Origin of the sequence: Actinocrinis sp. (genome assembly GCF_035650855.1) — a bacterium.
In the GTDB taxonomy this organism is placed as follows: Bacteria; Actinomycetota; Actinomycetes; order Streptomycetales; family Catenulisporaceae; genus Actinocrinis.
Genome location: NZ_DASRGV010000259.1, coordinates 1 through 16329, shown reverse-complemented (window position 1 = coordinate 16329; position 16329 = coordinate 1). Strand labels below are relative to the sequence as shown.

Below are 16329 nucleotides of genomic sequence, written 5' to 3'. Positions count from 1 at the left end.
CTGCGTGCGCACCAGGTGGGTCGCGATGTCGCGGTCGCCGAGGGTGAACCAGTCCGGCCCGACCCCGTAGTCGGCCAGCTCGTCCGCGACCGAGAAGGTCTCGCCGGAGCGTCCCCAGCCCTGGCCCTCATGGATCCCGCCGCCCAGGGTGTACATCACCGTGTCAAGGTCCGGGCATACCCGCAGTCCATGCAGCGTGATGTCGTCCCCGACGTTCCCGATCACGGTGACGTCCGCATCCGGGGCCGCCGCCAACAGCCCCCGCAGGAAGCGCGCGCCACCGACCCCGCCGGCCACGGCCGTGATCCTCATACCTGTGCTCGTCACGCCTGTGCTTGTCACAGAAGGGAGCCTATCCGGACCGGCCCTCGCGCACGTCGCGGGCGATCCGCACCAAGATCCGCCGGCGTGAGCCCTAAACGAGCACCTCCACGGCCAGCGCGCCCTCCCCGGCGAGATCGGCGAGCGTCAACGCATGACCGGCGGGCACCAGCCGTACCGCACCCGGCCGCAGCGGCGGACGCTGCGAACCGTGCTGTGCGAGCGTGCCGCGCACCAGGCTCACCGCCCGCTCAGCGCTCGACGGCTCCAGGTACAGAACACCGCCCTCATCGACGGAGTGGATGATCCCCCGCGCGCCCAGCGGCAGCGGGTCGGCGTGCTCATCGAGCTCCATGGCCGCGAGGCTCGCGAACGCCAGCGCGGCCTTGGTCAGCGTCGCGGCCGTCGGCAGCACGGGCCGGCTCGGGGCGCGCAGCAGCAGCTCCGGGTGGATCGGCGCGTGGCCGAGCACCGCCGCGACGTCCGGCGGGATCTGCGCGACCGAGGGCTGAAGGACCGTGAGAGGCATGGCGGGCGAGTCCTGTCCTGTGTGCTGTCTTCGCTTGGGCCGCCGATCGCGACAGGCGCGGCGACCCGGCTCCGTGATCACGGAAGAGGAGACCCGGGCGCTAGGGGCCGGGCTCGGCGAGTGCTGACTGCGGACGACCCGGGAGGAACCGGGACGAAAAAGGTCAGCTACAGCAACAGCGACAACAACAGAGCGCGCCGCCGACACGGTGCGACTCGGCGGAGAATCCGACCGAAATCGCCCGCTTGGCGAAAATACCGGCACGCGCTGACATGATGCGGAAAGGCTACCTCACATCGACGGGGTGTTGGGAACCGCGCGCGCTAAGTCCGAAGTGAAGCTATTCACCCGCCCGTGTGATTACGACTGCCCGAAAGGGCGGAGTCTGTCCGACAGCGGAGCGGATCCGCAGCTCCGGGCCGTCAGAGGGGGTGCACGTCGCATGGGTCGCGGTGCTGCTTGAAGGCATCGTCGAACACTGCTCTCTACGAGTGAATCAACCCGCCGCTAGCAGATCGCGGCTTGACGGGCCGGGAATGACGCGCGTGTAATTTCAAGCAGGTCGCCCAGGGTTCCTGACGCGAAGTCAGTGATCTCTCAAGTCGATCGCGAGCGTGCCGGGAACAAGAGACGGGAGACGTACCGATGGACGAGGTCTTCCCGCTGCTCGGTGGCTTCGATGAGGAGCTGACCTGGCAGGAGCGGGCGCTGTGCGCGCAGACCGACCCCGAGTCCTTCTTCCCGGAGAAGGGCGGCTCGACCCGCGAGGCCAAGCGGGTCTGCCTGGTCTGCGAGGTCAAGGCCGAATGCCTCGAGTACGCCCTCGCCCACGACGAACGCTTCGGCATCTGGGGCGGGCTTTCCGAGCGCGAGCGCCGCAAGCTCAAGCGCAAGAGCGCCTGAGCCTCCGGCCGCGCCGATCAAATCAACGCCTGACGGCGATTGCGCATGACGCGGCGACCCGCGTAACAACCGCGCGGCCGTAAGTCAGCGAGGCGTTCCCGGCGAGGGCCGGGACCCGAGATCCCGACATTGCGGATTTCCTTACACTGCTTCAAAAACGGACAAAGCCGGACAAGTTCTCGGCAACCTCCCCGGCTCTCTTCCGCGTCGCGTAGGGTGGGTCAACCGTGCCGCTGCCCGCGCGCCGTCCGACGGACCCGCGCGGCGGTAAGGCACGGCCCCAGCAACAGAGCCCCTGCCGTCGAGATCCGGGTCGTCGTTTCGCATGACACAGTACGCACCACCCGCGCGTCCCTCGGCTCACGGATCTGATCCGCGAGCCGCCGATCCGCGCGCGGCGGGCGCCAACCCGCTGGAGGCCCTGCGCCACCACGTCGTCACCGCCGTGCTCGTCAGCCACGACGGCGCGCGCTGGCTCGGCCCCGTCCTCGACGCGCTGCTGAACCAGCGCCGTCCGGTCCAGCGGATCATCGCGGTGGACACCGGCTCCCGCGACAACTCGGTCCAGCTGCTCGAGGACGCGCTCGGCGCCGACCAGGTGCTCGAACGCAAGCGCTCCACCGGCTACGGCGCGGCGGTCGCCTTCGGCCTGAAGTCCTCGCCCCCGGTCGGCTACGACGAGTTCGGCTACGACAGCCCGCACCCGCCGGTCGAGTGGATCTGGCTGCTGCACGACGACTCGGCCCCCGCGCCCGACGCCCTCGGCCAGCTGCTGCTGACCGCGCAGGACGAGCCGGACGCCGCCGTCCTGGGCCCCAAGATCCGCGGCTGGTATGACAAGAAGCAGCTGCTCGAGGTCGGCGCCACCGTCGCCGCCAACGGCCGCCGCTGGACCGGCCTTGAGCGCAACGAGCACGACCAGGGCCAGCACGACGAGACCCGCCCGGTCCTCTCGGTCAGCTCGGCCGGCATGCTGGTGCGGCGCGAGGTGTGGGACCGGCTGCGCGGCTTCGACCGCGGCATCTCGATCTTCCGCGACGACCTCGACTTCTGCTGGCGGGTCAACGCCGCCGGATACAAGGTCGTGGTCGCCCCCGACGCGGTCATGCACCACGCCGAGGCCGCCGCCCGCGAGCGCCGCAAGATCAGCGCCGGACCCAACCGCCCGCACCTGCTCGACCGCAGCCACGCGCTCTACACCGTCGCGGTCAACCGGGACAGCAGGTTCTGGCCCGCGCTCTGGCTGCGGCTGATCGTCGGCTCCTTCTTCCGCGCCCTGGGCTTCGTGATCGCCAAGCAGCCCGGCACCGCCTCGGACGAACTGCTCGCGCTGCTCACCTTCGCCGCCCGGCCCGACCGGATCCTGCGCGGCCGCTCGGTCCGGCGCAAGCTGCGGGCGCCGGGCGGCGAGGACATCGAGCAGTTCTTCCCGCCGCGCGGGGCGCTGGCCCGCAACGCCTTCGACAACATCTGGACCCAGCTGCGCGGCGAGCGCGCCGAAGCCGCCCAGGACAGCTCCCGGCACCGCTCGGTGGAGACCGGCCCGGTCTCCGAGGAGGCCGAGGCGCTGGAGACCGACTCGACCGCGCTGATCAAGCGGCTGCTGCGCAATCCGATCATCGCCGTCGGCGGCGGCCTGACCCTGGTCGCGCTGATCGCCGCGCGCGCCATCCTGGTCGGCGGCACCCTGGCCGGCGGCGCGCTGCTGCCGACCCCGGCCGGCGCGTCCGACCTGTGGTCCGCGTACCTGTCGGGCTGGCACGGCGTCGGCCTCGGCACCACCGCCTACTCGCCGCCCTACCTAGGCCTGCTGGCGGTGCTCGCGACGCTGCTGTTCGGCAAGGCGTCGTGGGCCGTCTCGGTGCTGCTCATCGGGTCGGTTCCGCTCGCCGGCCTGAGCGCCTCCTACGCCTTCCGCCGGATAACGTCCTCGGCTCCGCTGCGGATCTGGGCCGGTTACGCCTACGCGCTGCTGGCCGTGGCCACCGGCGCGATCGCCACCGGACGACTGGGCACCGCGGTGGCCGTCGCGGTCCTGCCGCTGGTGGTCACCACGGCGACCCAGGCGATCGGCGGTCCCGGCCGCAGCGGCTCGACCCGCTCCGCCTGGACCTGCGCGTTCCTGCTGACCATCGCCACCGCGTTCGCCCCGGTCACCTGGGTGCTCGCGCTGGTCTTCGGCGCGCTGGCCACGGTCACGGTCGCCTGGCGTACCCGCTCCAACATCGCGGTGACCATCATCCGGATGGGCATCGTGCTCGGCACGCCGCTGATCGTCCTCGTGCCGTGGTCGCTCTCCCTGCTGCGGCACCCCAGCTCCTTCTTCCTGGAGATCGGGCTGCCCGGGGTGAACCTGGAGCGCCCGGCCCCCACCCCGCTCGGCCTGCTGCTGGGCAATCCGGGTGGTCCCGGGACGTACCCGTCCTGGTTCGGTGTCGGCCTGCTGCTGGCCGCGCTCGCCGCCCTGCTGCGCGGCACCCGGCGGCGCGTCGTGATCTCCGCGTGGGCGCTGGCCCTGGTCGGCTTCGGCTCCGCGGCGGTCATCGCGGGCCTCACCGTCACCCCGCCCGGCGCGAACCAGAGCGTCATCCCGTGGCCGGGCGTGTCCACCGCGATGCTCGGCCTCGGGCTGATCACCGCGACCGTGGTCGGCGCGGAGGGAGCGAAGGAACGCATCGCCACCGCCGCGTTCGGCTGGCGCCAGCCGCTCACCGTGCTGGTCACCAGCGCCGCCGTGCTCGCCCCGGCCGCAGCCGGAAGCTGGTGGCTGCTGCGCGGCGCGGACAACCCGGTGGCTCGGGTCTCGGCCCAGATCCTGCCGCCTTACGTGGCGGCGGAAGGGCAGACGGCCGCGCGGCCGCGCACCCTGATGCTCACTGGCGGCTCGTCAGGCGCGGTGGGCTACAGCATCGTGCGCGACGGCGGTCCGACCCTCGGTGCCGCTGACATCCGCATGTCCGCCACCCAGACGAGCAAGCTGGACGCCATCGTCGGTCAGCTGCTCTCGGGTAACGGCGGCGACGCCGCGCAGCAGCTTGCTGCGATGGACGTCGGCTACATCATGGTCGGCTCCAACGCCCCGGCGTCCGTCACCCAGGCGTTGAGCGGCGTCGCCGGTCTCACGCAGCGTTCGACGGGTCAGGGCGGCGGCAAGGCGTACGGCCTGTGGTCGGTTAACGGCAACATCGGCCGCGTCATGCTCCAGGACCAGAACGGCAACGCGCTCCCGGTGGCGTATCAGTGCAGCAACACGCCGCCGGTGAAGCCCGGCAGCGCGATGGTGTGCGCCCAGGACACCGGCGCGACCATCACGGTGCCGTCCGGGCCTTCCGGGCGCATGCTCGTGCTCGCGGAGGATGCGCTGCCCGGCTGGACAGCGTCGATGGATGGTCAACAGCTCGGCACGGCCGCTTCAGTCGATGGCCTTCAGACGTGGCAAGTGCCCGCGAGCGGTGGAACGGTCACCATCGGCTACCACTCGATGAAGCACACGGTGTGGTTGATCATCGGCGGCTTCACGGCCATCGCGGCGACCATCATGGCCCTGCCCTTCGGCCGCCGGCCCGACGAGGAGATCGAAGGCGAAGAGGCCGCCGAGCTCGACGCCGCCTCCCGGCCCGCCGATCCGCTCGAGCCGGAGCCTGAGCCAGCGCCCGCGGCGGCACGGAGCGAGGAGCCCGAGCCTTACCAGGAGCCCGAGCCCTACCAAGACCCGGCCCGCGTGCCGGTCGGCCAGTACCAGGCGGACGAATACCAGGAGGCCGAGTACCAAGACGGCCGGTATCGGGACGCGGGTTATCAGGAAGCCGGTTACCAAGACACCGGCTACCAAGAAGCTGGGTACCAGGAAGCCGAATACCAAAGCGGCCAGTACCGCACCGGCGAGTACCAGGCATCCAGCTACGGCTCCGGCGAGTACCCCGTCGGCGCCGAGACCTCGTACGAGCAGTACCCGATGAACAACGCGGATCCGTACGCCGAGGAGCCCTACACCTATCCGCAGCAGGGTTCGTACGAACAGCCCTACCAGCAAGAGGGCTACGAGTACGACAGCGGTCAGTACGCGCAGGGCCAGTACGCACAAGGCCAGTACGCGCAGGGCAACTACGGCCAAGGCGAGTACGACAGCGGCCAATACCAGCAAGCCCAGTACGGTCAGGCCCAATACGGCCAGGCAGAGTACGAGCAGGCCCCGTACGAACAAGGCGCGTACGGCCAATACGGCGACCAGTACGCCGATCCCGCGCCCTACCAGTACGGCGTGCCCGAGCCGCGGCAGGCAGACGAGCCGGCGCAACACCAAGGAGCCCAGCAGCAGTACGGGCACGAGTACGACCCCGACGGCTACGGCCGCGGCGAGCAGGACGGATGGACCCGGTGAGCATGAGCGACGAGAACCCGACCCGGGAGCCCCGCCCCGCCGCCGACGGCGCCGGCCAGAGCCGCGCGTCGGCCGCACGTGACGCGCTCGGCAAGGCGCACCTGGCCCGCCCCAACCTCAACCGGCCCAATCTCAATCGGGCAGCCCTCGGCCGGGCCGCACAGGCGGGCGCCGGAACCGGCCGACGGCTTCAGGTCGCGGTCGCGGTCTTCGTGGCCCTTGGCGCCGGCGTCGCCTACGCGTACGCTGCTTCGCCCGCGGCCGGCAAGGCACAAACCGTCGCCGCGGCGAAGTCGACTCCGGTGCGTACCGCGACGCTCGCGTGCCCTGAAGTCACCGGGAACAACGCGACGGTCAACGCGATCACGCCCGCAGACGCGGCAGGTGGCTTGACTCCGGCGACTGGCGACAAGGCCACGGTCACCGCGCTCGGCGGAAAGGCACCGGTCGCCACCCTCACCAAGACCGGAACGCTTTCCGTGAACACCGGCCTATCCGGCAACGCGCCGAGCCTCAACCAGCCGTCGACTCCGGTCATCGGACAGGCAACAGGCGTGTACGCACCTGGCTTCACACTGACCGAGACCCTGCCCAGCGGCGGGACCACGGGCACTCACGGCGTCGCGTCCACGCCGTGCACGGCGCCCGACACCGACTTCTGGTACCTCGGAGCCGACCCGAGTAAGGGCACCGCGCAGGTCAATCTGTTCAACACCGACCAGATCGCCGCGCAGGCCAACGTCAGCGTGTACACCCCAACCGGGCCGCTCGGCACGGGCACCTCGGACGCCGGCCAGGGCCTGCTCGTGCAACCGGGCAACCAGTACGACCATCCGGTCGACCTCAGCACCTTCAACGCCACCGCCACCGGCCCGTTCGCAGTACACGTCGTCGCCACCGCCGGGCGGGTCGTCGGCGCGCTGCTGGACTCCGACGGCGCGGGCGGCCGCGACTTCATCCAGGCGCAGAAGCCAGCCGCGCACCTGCTGCTGCCCGGCGTCCCGGCCCCGAGCGCCAAGCCGGCCTCGCCGATGAAGCTGCAGCTCATCCTGTTCTCGCCGAACACCGACACCGACGTCTCGCTGCACTGGATCGGCGGCTCCAGGATCGTGCCGACCACCCAGCCGCCGCACCTGACCGCCGGGCAGGTCAAGACCGTGGACATCTCCGCCGTCCCGGCCGCGGGCGAGGCCGGCGCGCTGCAGGTCGACAGCACGAACAACGTGCCCATCCTCGCCGAGATCAAGGTCACCGCCGAGGGCGGATCCGACACCGCCTACCTCAGCCCGGTCTCCGCGCTGGCCGGCGAGGGCGTGGTCGCGGACGACGACTCCGGCTCCGTCATCCAGCTGACCAACAACAGCGCCCAGAGCGCGCAGGTCGTCGTCACCGTCGAGAGCGCCACCGGAGCGCCCACGCCGCAGACCGTGACCGTCCCGGGCATGACCACCAAGGCGGTCACCGTCCAGGCACCCAAGGGCGCCACGTCGTTCGCGGTATCAGTCGTCCCGCAGGGCGGCGCGGCCTCGATCTACGCCGCGCGGGTGATGCAAGGCGGCGGCATGCTCACCATCCAGCCGATCGCGACCGCGCTGGAAACCGTGCAGATCCCGGCCGTGCACGGCGACCTCTCCGGCTCCGTCCCGCAGTCCTGACCCGGACTACTCCGGGTCGATGATCTCGGGGTCGAGCCCCAGCAGGTCCGCGACCTGTTCCACCACGATGTCGTGCACGAGCAGGCCGAGGTCGGCGCGCACCGGGGCGCGCACCTCGAGCGGCCGCCGGTAGACCACGATCCGGGCCGGCTCGCCGCGCCCGGCCTGGACCACCCGGCCCAGCGGCACCGGCTCGTCCGACCACAGCTCGGCCCCTGGCGGCGGCACCTCCTCGACCGCGAACTCCACCCCGGACAGCTGCGGCCAGCGGCGCTCAAGCCGCTCCACCGCGTCAAGCACCAGCTCGTCGAACTGCTCGGCCCTGGTCAGGCTGAGCGGGATCTCCGGCGGGGCCAGCGGACCGCGCAGGCCGCGCCCGCGCCGATCCCTGCCCCGGCGACGACCTGGCCTCGACGGCCGGCCCGAACGCGGCTCCGCGGAACTTTGCACGGAATCGAGCGTATCCCGCGCGCCGGGCGCAGTGGCAGATGCCGGTCGCCCGAACTTGACCGCTGCTCGACCACGCCCGGGCCGACAGTCGGCCGACAGCGCCGCGAGGTCCGTGAACAGCCCAGGCGGATCCGGATTGCGTGGCGTCTGGCAGCGCCGGGCGCCACCGCAATACACTCGCGCATGTGAGCCCTGTCCGTCGCTGTTCGCGCACCGCCTGTGGTCGCCAAGCCGTGGCGACGTTGACGTACGTTTACGCGGACTCAACCGCAGTCCTCGGACCCCTGGCCACCTACCACGAACCGCACTGCTACGACCTGTGCTCCGAGCACTCCGAACGGCTGACCGCACCGCGCGGCTGGCAGGTCGTGCGGCTCTCCCCGCCCGAGACCGGGCGGCGCACCCCCTCCAGCGACGACCTCGAGGCCCTGGCCCTCGCCGTCCGCGAAGCCGCCCGCGCACCCGCCGGCGCAGCCGACAACGAACCGAGCCGCCCCACCGCCGTACCGCACGGCGACACCCCGCCCCGCCGCGGCCACCTGCGCGCCGTCACGGAAGCAGACGGCTGACTTAAGTGCGGCCGCGGATCGGGGCCGTACTTAAGCGCCCGCTCTTCACGGCGCCCGTCCCGCGTCCACCTCGGCACCTGCGGGCCGCGCGGAGCCGGTAGGCTCGGCTCGACGACGCGCCGCGCGGCGCCCACCAGGATGGAACGGAGCCGACCACCGTGACCGCCCCGCACCCGACCGCAGGTGACCTGACTCATCTGGTCAAGGCGTACGACGTCCGAGGGACCGTGCCCGACCAGCTCGACGAGCGCATCGCCGAGGCGGTCGGCGCCGCTTTCGTCCGAGTGACCGGAGCCGGCGCGATCACCGTCGGCTGGGACATGCGCCCCTCCTCCCCGGACCTGTCCGGGGCCTTCTCCCGCGGCGCGGCGAGCCAGGGCGCGGACGTGGTCCAGATCGGCCTGGCCTCCACCGACCAGCTCTACTTCGCCTCCGGGTTCCTCAACCTGCCCGGCGCGATGTTCACCGCCAGCCACAACCCGGCCAAGTACAACGGCATCAAGATGTGCCGGGCCGGCGCCGCCCCGGTCGGCCAGGACACCGGCCTCGCCGAGATCCGCGACCTGGCCGCGCGCGAGCTGGCCGGGCCCGGCAGCGTCTTCACCCCGGCCGACAAGCCCGGCACGATCACGCAGCGCGACCTGCTGCGCGCCTACGCCGACCACATCCGCACCCTCGTCGACCTGACCGGGAACCGCCGCCTCAAGGTCGTCGTGGACGCCGGCAACGGCATGGGCGGCCACACCGTGCCGACCGTCTTCGAGGGCCTGCCGCTCGACCTGGTCGCGATGTACTTCGAGCTGGACGGCTCCTTCCCGAACCACGAGGCCAACCCGCTGGACCCGAAGAACATCGTGGACCTGCAGAAGAAGGTCACCGAGGTGGGCGCGGACATCGGCCTGGCCTTCGACGGCGACGCGGACCGGTGCTTCGTGGTGGACGAGCGCGGCGAGCCGGTGCCGCCGTCCGCGGTCACCGCCCTGGTCGCGGTCCGCGAGCTGGCCAAGCACCCCGGCGCGACGATCATCCACAACCTGATCACCTCCCTGGCGGTGCCCGAGATCGTCCGCGAGCACGGCGGCGTGCCGGTGCGTACCCGCGTCGGTCACTCCTTCATCAAGCAGGAGATGGCCGAGACCGGAGCGGTGTTCGGCGGCGAGCACTCCGCGCACTACTACTTCGCGGACTTCTGGAAGGCCGACACCGGCATGCTCGCCGCGATGCACGTGCTGGCCGCCCTCGGCGAGCAGGAAAAGCCGCTGTCCGAACTCGTCGCGCAGTACTCCCGCTACGCCGCTTCCGGCGAGATCAACAGCGAGGTCAGCGACCAGGCCGGGCGCACCGCCGCGGTCCGCGCCGCCTACGAGGGCCAGCCCGGCGTCTCCATCGACGACCTCGACGGCATGACCGTGTCCGGCGAGGGCTGGTGGTTCAACCTGCGTCCGTCGAACACTGAGCCGCTGCTGCGGCTTAACGTGGAAGCGCGCACCCCCGCGCAGGTCGCCGAGATCCGCGACGCGGTCCTCGCGATCGTGCGCGGCTGAGCAGTGCACTAACCCCGGTGTACCGCACCGAAGCCTGACCGTCGATCCGAAGAGGAAAGCCATGCCGCCCCTGGTCGAGCCCTCCCTCCTGGAGATCCTCGCCTGCCCGAACTGCCACTCGCCGCTGCGTGAGGACACCGAGGCCTCAGAGCTGGTCTGCACCGACCAGTCCTGCGGCCTGGCCTACCCAGTGCGGGACCACATCCCGGTGCTGCTCATCGACGAGGCGCGCAAGGTCGGCTGACCGGCCGGTTCGACGAGCCTGATCAAGCACCGTCCGGCCGGAAGGGGCCCATGGAGCTGCACGAGGAGCTGCTGTCCGACGCCGAGGCCGCGGAAAGCGCCGACCACGGCGGGACCCTGCGGCTGATCGCCGCCACCGGCGCGCGCATCCGCCGGGCCGCCGCCCTGCGCGAGTTCGACCCGCAGGCCGATCAGGCGCTGCGCGACCTGGCCGCCGACGGACGCCCGCGCGCGCTCATCGTGCTCGGCTACGGCACCGGCGCCACCGTCGCGCGCCTGCTCACCTCCGTCGCCGGGGCCGCGGCGACCGTCCCGATCGTTCCCGTACCAGGTCCCGGGTTGCCGGGCTGGGTCGGGCCGCTCGACCTGGTCGTCGTCGCCTCCAGCGCCGGCCGGGCCCCGGAGATCGCGGCCGCGCTCGCCGAGGCCGGCCGCCGGGGCTGCCGCGTCGTGGTCGCGGCGCCTCCGGCCTCCGCCATCGGCGGCCTGTGCAAGCAGGTGCGCGGCACGCTCATCGCCATGGCGGACGACGTGGTGCCGGTCTGGTCGCGGCTGTGGTCCGTCGCGGTGCCCACCCTGATCGCGGCCGAGCTCGCCGGGGTCATCCCGCCACAGCGCTACGACGCCGCCGCGTCAGCCGCGGACGAAGCCGCGATCCGCTGCCGGCCCAGCCAGGAACCCTTCGTCAACCCGGCCAAGGAGATCGCGCTGCGGCTGGCCGAGTCGGTGCCCGCGGTCTGGGCCTCCGGGCAGGTCGCCGCCGTCGCCGCGGAACGGCTCGCCGATCAGGCCGCCCTACGCGCCGGCATCCCGGTGATCCACGCCGCCTTGCCGGACCTCGGACGCGGCCAGCTCGGTCTCGTCGACGGCCCCTTCGCCGCCGGAACCGAGGACCTGTTCCGCGACCCCTTCGAGGACGGCGCCGACAAGACCGCCGCAGTGGTCCTCTTCGCCGAGGACGGAGCCGACCCGCGGCTCGGTGTCGTAGAAGCCTTAGTCCGTGACCGCGGCATCGCGCTGAGCACGATCATCGCCGAGCAGCCCGATCCGCTCGCCCGCGCCGCCTACCTGATCGCGGTCGCCGACTTCGCCGCGGCGTACCTCGCACTGATCACCGGTATCGGCCCGGATCAAGGGCACACCATCGACGAATACCGTCTCCGCACGGCTCAATAGGCACCCCGAAGAGACGTAACAAGACGGCACAGAACGTCGCGGGATCGGTGTCAGACATCGTCGTCACGCGGTACCGTATTCTCCGACAGGGAGGGAACGGGCACGGCGTAACAGGGGTACTGAAGTGGTAGCCAGCGGGGAGATCTCTGTCGTCTTCGGCGATGTCGAAGACGCGGCAGCACGTGTTCGCAGCGTCAGCGCGAACATCGACACACTGCTGAACGATCTGCGCGCACTGCTGCGTCCGCTCATCGAGGAGTGGACCGGCGCGGCCGCCACCAACTACCAGTACCAGCAGCACGTGTGGGACTTGGCCGCTGAGGACCTGCACGGCGTGATGCTGCGTATCGCAGCAGCCCTGGAAAACTCGCACGGCACGTATGTCGACGCCGATTCGCAGCTGCGCAACCTGTGGGGAAGCTAGCACCTCCGGGCAATTGCAGTCCGCCGCGTCCCGGAACTCCTAGACTCTGGAGAGAACTCTAGGAGGAAGAACATATGGCGCACGCCGACTTCAAGGTCGCGGACCTGTCCCTGGCCGGCTTCGGTCGCAAGGAGATCCAGCTGGCCGAACACGAGATGCCGGGCCTGATGGCGGTGCGGCGCGAGTTCGCCGAGACCCAGCCCCTGCGCGGCGCCCGGATCACCGGCTCGCTGCACATGACGGTGCAGACGGCGGTCCTCATCGAGACCCTGGTCGCGCTCGGCGCCGAGGTGCGCTGGGCCTCCTGCAACATCTTCTCCACCCAGGACCACGCCGCCGCCGCGATCGCGGTCGGCCCCGACGGCACCGTGGACGACCCCAAGGGCGTGCCGGTCTACGCGTGGAAGGGCGAGACCCTCGAAGAGTACTGGTGGTGCACCGAGCAGGCGCTGACCTGGCCGGACGGCGAAACCCCGAACATGATCCTGGACGACGGCGGCGACGCGACGCTGCTGGTGCACAAGGGCGCCGAGTTCGAGGCCGCGGGCGCCGTGCCCGCACCGCAGGAGGGCGAGCCGGAGGAGTGGCACGTCATCCTGTCCGTGCTCAAGGCCTCGGTGGCCGCCGACGGCAAGAAGTGGACCCGCATCGCCGAGTCGATCAAGGGCGTCACCGAGGAGACGACCACCGGCGTGCACCGGCTCTACGAGATGTTCGCGGCCGGCACCCTGAAGTTCCCGGCGATCAACGTCAACGACTCGGTCACCAAGAGCAAGTTCGACAACAAGTACGGCTGCCGGCACTCCCTGGTCGACGGCATCAACCGGGCCACCGACGTGCTGATCGGCGGCAAGGTCGCGGTGGTCTTCGGCTACGGCGACGTCGGCAAGGGCTGCGCCGAGTCGCTGCGCGGCCAGGGCGCCCGGGTGATCGTCACCGAGATCGACCCGATCTGCGCGCTGCAGGCCGCGATGGACGGCTACCAGGTCACCACGATCGACGAGGTGGTCGGGATCGCCGACATCTTCATCACCTGCACCGGCAACCGGGACATCATCACCGCGGAGCACATGTCGCGGATGAAGCACCAGGCGATCGTCGGCAACATCGGGCACTTCGACAACGAGATCGACATGGCCGGCCTCGCCAAGCTGCCCGGCATCGTCAAGACCGAGGTCAAGCCGCAGGTGCACGAGTGGCGGTTCGCGGACGGCCACACGGTGATCGTGCTGTCCGAGGGCCGGCTGCTGAACCTGGGCAACGCGACCGGGCACCCGTCCTTCGTGATGTCCAACTCGTTCGCCAACCAGGTGCTCGCCCAGATCGAGCTGTTCACCAAGCCCGAGCAGTACCCGATCGGCGTGTACACGCTGCCCAAGCAGCTCGACGAGAAGGTCGCGCGGCTGCACCTCGACGCGCTCGGCGTGAAGCTGACGACGCTGTCCGAGAAGCAGGCCGCCTACCTCGGCGTCCCGGTGGAGGGCCCGTACAAGGCGGACCACTACCGGTACTGAGCCGATAGCGCTTTATCGAGATCGAGTCAGTGCTTTCGGCCCGGCTGCGCACCCCACGCGGCCGGGCCGATCGGCGCTACCGACGCGTATGCGGCCCCTGCTTCGCGCCGGAACCGCTCGCCGGTGACCGCCACCAGGTACTGATAGGCGGGCAGACCGGCCGGCGGAGGCGGGGTCACATAAGCCGAATACTGCCGGGCCAGCTCGTTGGCCAGCTCCGCGGCGGCCTTGCGGTCCAGCTCGAAGACCCGCGAGACCAGCTGTCGGCCGGCGACGATCAGTCCGGTAGGCACGTCCCCGACGGACGCCCCGGACGCCCACGCCGCCACGATCGGCGGCGGAGGCACCGGCGGCGCGCCGCGGCCGTACTCGGTGCGCTCCCGCACGACGAGCGTCCCGGCCAGCAGGTCACCGATGCGTTGCCCACGCCGCGAGGACACGCAAGCGATCGCGCCGGGAAGCCCGACGAGGCACACCCAAAGGCCGCTCAGGCCGCTCAGCGCGACCGTGCCGAGCAGCGGAAGATTCAAGTCGGCGAACAGACCGGCCAGCGCACGGGCGAGCGCGTGCCTGAACCGCTCGGGACCGCCGTCCACGCGCACGACCCGCAGGCCCACGGCCGCCTTGCCGAGCGACCGCCCCGTGGAGATCGTCTCGCACAACACCGGATAACCGATCGCGACGAGCACGATGATCACGATGGTCGCGGCCCGCTGCGAGTCCGCGTTTCCGGAGCCGGAGTTGAGCGCGACGGTGGCGAACAGCAGGATGGCGAAGATTCCGCTCTGCACCAGGAAGTCGAGCAGCACGGCCATGAACCGGCTGGCCAGTCGCGCGGGCCGCAGCTCTAGCTCGACGCCCTCCGCGATCACCAGGTCGGACATGGTTTCCCCCAAGGAGTGGCCCGCTTCAACGATTGCCGCGGGGGACCACGGTAGGGCAGAAGCCTGGCAGCGGGCCAGGTGCACCGGTACGGTGGGCGCGGGCAGGTGGAAGCAGTCCGGAGGCAGGGGCGGGACGGGAACGGGCCATGGACATCGACGCGTTCGTGATCAGGCGGGCGCCGCACTGGAACCGGCTTGACCGCCTGGCCCGGCGCCGGAACCTGTCGGTCGCCGAGGTCGACGAACTGCTCGCGCTGCACCAGGCCACCGCGACGGACCTGTCCAAGGTGCGTAGCGCGCTGCCCGACACGGAGTTGGTCGGCCGGCTTTCGGCGACGCTGGCGCTCTCGAGGTCCGCGCTGACCGCGCCGCGCGCCGCGAGCTGGCGCTCCGTCACAAGCTTCTTCAGCACCAAGCTGCCCGCGGCGATCTACCGGTCCCGCTGGTGGTGGGGCATGACGGCGATCCTCGCGCTGCTCGCCTCGCTCGCGCTCGGCTGGTGGCTGGTGGCGCACCCGGACGTGCGCAACACGCTGCTGCCCTCGCCGGAGGTGCAGCAACTCACGCAGCCCGGCGGCGACTTCGAGACGTACTACACCTCGGCGCCCGCGCGGGACTTCGCGGCGCAGGTCTGGACGAACAACTTCTTCCTGGCGCTGGAGACGGTGTTCTCGGGCGTACTGCTGGGCATCCCGGTGCTGTTCATCCTGTGGCAGAACGTGGCGAACCTCGGCATCGACGGCGGGTATATGGTGGCCGCGGGCCGGGGCGATGTGTTCTTCACACTGATTACTCCGCACGGGCTGCTCGAGATGACCTCGTTGTTCATCGCGGCGGGCGTGGGCCTGAGGCTCGGCTGGACACTGGTCGACCCGGGACCGCGTACGCGCCTCGCGGCGCTGGAACACGAGGGCCGAACGGCGGCGGTGGTCGGCATCGGCATGGTGCTCACGCTGCTGTGCACCGGTGCGATCGAAGCATTCGTCACGCCGTCATCGCTCCCGGCCTGGGGACGCATCGGGATCGGCATCGCGGTGGAGACGCTGTTCCTGGTGTACGTATTCGTCGTGGGCAAGCGCGCGTACCGACGCGGCGAAGCCGGCGACGTCGACGCGGTAGACCGCCCGGACGAGCAGCCGGCCGTCGGTTGAGCAGAGAGCAGCGCTGCGGGGCCGCGACGATGTAGCGCAAGCAGGCCTCTGACCTGCATCGGATGTGCTCGTTCCCGTTGCTGCGTAACCGATTGGCGTTGCGAGCTCCGATTGGTGCATACTTCTCTAGCCCTCCGGGGACTGCTTCAAACCTCAACGTCACTCCGACTCGGCAGAGCGGTTTGACGGGCCGGGGCGAGGTGGTTAGACTAGGAGGGTTGCTGCGAAAAGCCAGCAGCGAGTGAAGGCGAAAGTTTCAACCTACGCCAATCTCGCCGGGCAGGCAAGAGCAGCGAAATAGACGTGATAGAGTCGCTCAGCGACGAAGATCAACGTCGAATCCGAAACGCAACCCTGGAGAAGTCAGAAATGGCTTCTGCTGGTGTGTCTGTTTCTTGAGAACTCAACAGTGTGTCGACATTTTTGTCTGTGGTGCCATTTATGTTTGGATGGCTGTTGTCCCGACCCCCGTCGGGACGGATCAGCCAGGTTATCGAATGATCTTTTTTGGAGAGTTTGATCCTGGCTCAGGACGAACGCTGGCGGCGTGCTTAACACATGCAAGTCGAACGGATCACCCTCTTC

At 70.5% G+C, this 16329-nt stretch carries 14 protein-coding genes and 1 rRNA gene; 11 read left to right on the top strand and 4 right to left on the bottom strand.

Features of this window, described 5'->3' with window-relative positions; genetic code table 11:
• Together VFB40_RS18895 and VFB40_RS18890 are read right to left on the bottom strand one after the other, a co-directional pair.
• A partial coding sequence (locus tag VFB40_RS18895) for a 2-phospho-L-lactate transferase CofD family protein (RefSeq protein WP_324852472.1) occupies nt 1-312 on the bottom strand: 312 nt, incomplete at its 3' end.
• Nucleotides 313-415: 103 nt separating this feature from the next.
• Nucleotides 416-850: a hypothetical protein gene (locus VFB40_RS18890; RefSeq protein WP_324852470.1), complete on the bottom strand. Its 435-nt coding sequence runs from the start codon at nt 848-850 to the stop codon at nt 416-418.
• Between the two features lie 645 nt (nt 851-1495).
• Here VFB40_RS18890 and VFB40_RS18885 point away from each other — a divergent pair.
• The 3 genes from VFB40_RS18885 (at nt 1496) to VFB40_RS18875 (ending at nt 7789) form a co-directional block, all read left to right on the top strand.
• Nucleotides 1496-1753, top strand: coding sequence for a WhiB family transcriptional regulator (locus VFB40_RS18885; RefSeq protein ID WP_324842639.1), 258 nt, complete (start codon nt 1496-1498; stop codon nt 1751-1753).
• Between the two features lie 325 nt (nt 1754-2078).
• Nucleotides 2079-6134, top strand: coding sequence for a glycosyltransferase (locus VFB40_RS18880; protein ID WP_324852468.1), 4056 nt, complete (start codon nt 2079-2081; stop codon nt 6132-6134).
• A gap of 2 nt (nt 6135-6136) precedes the next feature.
• On the top strand, nt 6137-7789 hold the full coding sequence (locus tag VFB40_RS18875; protein ID WP_324852466.1) for a DUF5719 family protein: 1653 nt from the start codon (nt 6137-6139) through the stop codon (nt 7787-7789).
• A gap of 6 nt (nt 7790-7795) precedes the next feature.
• Here the strand turns inward: VFB40_RS18875 and VFB40_RS18870 are convergent, their stop codons facing one another.
• Nucleotides 7796-8239 carry a metallopeptidase family protein gene (locus tag VFB40_RS18870; protein WP_324852465.1) on the bottom strand — a complete coding sequence of 148 codons (444 nt, stop codon included), beginning with the start codon at nt 8237-8239 and terminating at the stop codon, nt 7796-7798.
• Between the two features lie 185 nt (nt 8240-8424).
• On the opposite strand from VFB40_RS18870, the gene VFB40_RS18865 reads away from it, so the two are divergent.
• The 6 genes from VFB40_RS18865 to ahcY all read left to right on the top strand — a co-directional run bounded on the left by VFB40_RS18865 (nt 8425) and on the right by ahcY (nt 13709).
• Nucleotides 8425-8808: a DUF3499 domain-containing protein gene (locus tag VFB40_RS18865; protein ID WP_349261548.1), complete on the top strand. Its 384-nt coding sequence runs from the start codon at nt 8425-8427 to the stop codon at nt 8806-8808.
• Between the two features lie 158 nt (nt 8809-8966).
• Nucleotides 8967-10352 (top strand): phosphomannomutase/phosphoglucomutase, encoded by a 1386-nt coding sequence (locus tag VFB40_RS18860; protein ID WP_324852461.1) that lies wholly within the window; start codon nt 8967-8969, stop codon nt 10350-10352.
• Nucleotides 10353-10413: 61 nt separating this feature from the next.
• Nucleotides 10414-10596, top strand: coding sequence for a Trm112 family protein (locus tag VFB40_RS18855; RefSeq protein ID WP_324852459.1), 183 nt, complete (start codon nt 10414-10416; stop codon nt 10594-10596).
• 50 nt (nt 10597-10646) lie between these two features.
• The gene (locus tag VFB40_RS18850; protein ID WP_324852457.1) at nt 10647-11771 is read left to right on the top strand and encodes an SIS domain-containing protein; all 1125 of its coding nucleotides are present in this window, start codon (nt 10647-10649) and stop codon (nt 11769-11771) included.
• Nucleotides 11772-11895: 124 nt separating this feature from the next.
• Nucleotides 11896-12195, top strand: a complete 300-nt coding sequence (locus VFB40_RS18845; protein WP_324852455.1) for a WXG100 family type VII secretion target — start codon at nt 11896-11898, stop codon at nt 12193-12195.
• Between the two features lie 74 nt (nt 12196-12269).
• Nucleotides 12270-13709 (top strand): adenosylhomocysteinase, encoded by a 1440-nt coding sequence (gene ahcY, locus VFB40_RS18840; RefSeq protein WP_324852453.1) that lies wholly within the window; start codon nt 12270-12272, stop codon nt 13707-13709.
• A 26-nt stretch (nt 13710-13735) separates the two neighbouring features.
• Here ahcY and VFB40_RS18835 read toward each other — a convergent pair whose 3' ends face one another.
• Nucleotides 13736-14593, bottom strand: coding sequence for an RDD family protein (locus VFB40_RS18835; protein WP_324852451.1), 858 nt, complete (start codon nt 14591-14593; stop codon nt 13736-13738).
• Nucleotides 14594-14739: 146 nt separating this feature from the next.
• Between VFB40_RS18835 and VFB40_RS18830 the strand changes: the two genes are divergently transcribed.
• Nucleotides 14740-15744: a stage II sporulation protein M gene (locus tag VFB40_RS18830; RefSeq protein ID WP_324852449.1), complete on the top strand. Its 1005-nt coding sequence runs from the start codon at nt 14740-14742 to the stop codon at nt 15742-15744.
• Between the two features lie 504 nt (nt 15745-16248).
• Nucleotides 16249-16329 (top strand): 16S ribosomal RNA (locus VFB40_RS18825); the annotation flags it as partial.

Bases quoted from the DNA above. Each gene is read 5' to 3' on its own strand.
- VFB40_RS18880 (WP_324852468.1), top strand. From the start codon at position 2,079: ATGACACAGTACGCACCACCCGCGCGTCCCTCGGCTCACGGATCTGAT.
- VFB40_RS18890 (WP_324852470.1), bottom strand. From the start codon at position 850: ATGCCTCTCACGGTCCTTCAGCCCTCGGTCGCGCAGATCCCGCCGGAC.
- VFB40_RS18875 (WP_324852466.1), top strand. From the start codon at position 6,137: ATGAGCGACGAGAACCCGACCCGGGAGCCCCGCCCCGCCGCCGACGGC.
- VFB40_RS18885 (WP_324842639.1), top strand. From the start codon at position 1,496: ATGGACGAGGTCTTCCCGCTGCTCGGTGGCTTCGATGAGGAGCTGACC.
- VFB40_RS18855 (WP_324852459.1), top strand. From the start codon at position 10,414: ATGCCGCCCCTGGTCGAGCCCTCCCTCCTGGAGATCCTCGCCTGCCCG.
- VFB40_RS18830 (WP_324852449.1), top strand. From the start codon at position 14,740: ATGGACATCGACGCGTTCGTGATCAGGCGGGCGCCGCACTGGAACCGG.
- ahcY (WP_324852453.1), top strand. From the start codon at position 12,270: ATGGCGCACGCCGACTTCAAGGTCGCGGACCTGTCCCTGGCCGGCTTC.
- VFB40_RS18850 (WP_324852457.1), top strand. From the start codon at position 10,647: ATGGAGCTGCACGAGGAGCTGCTGTCCGACGCCGAGGCCGCGGAAAGC.
- VFB40_RS18835 (WP_324852451.1), bottom strand. From the start codon at position 14,593: ATGTCCGACCTGGTGATCGCGGAGGGCGTCGAGCTAGAGCTGCGGCCC.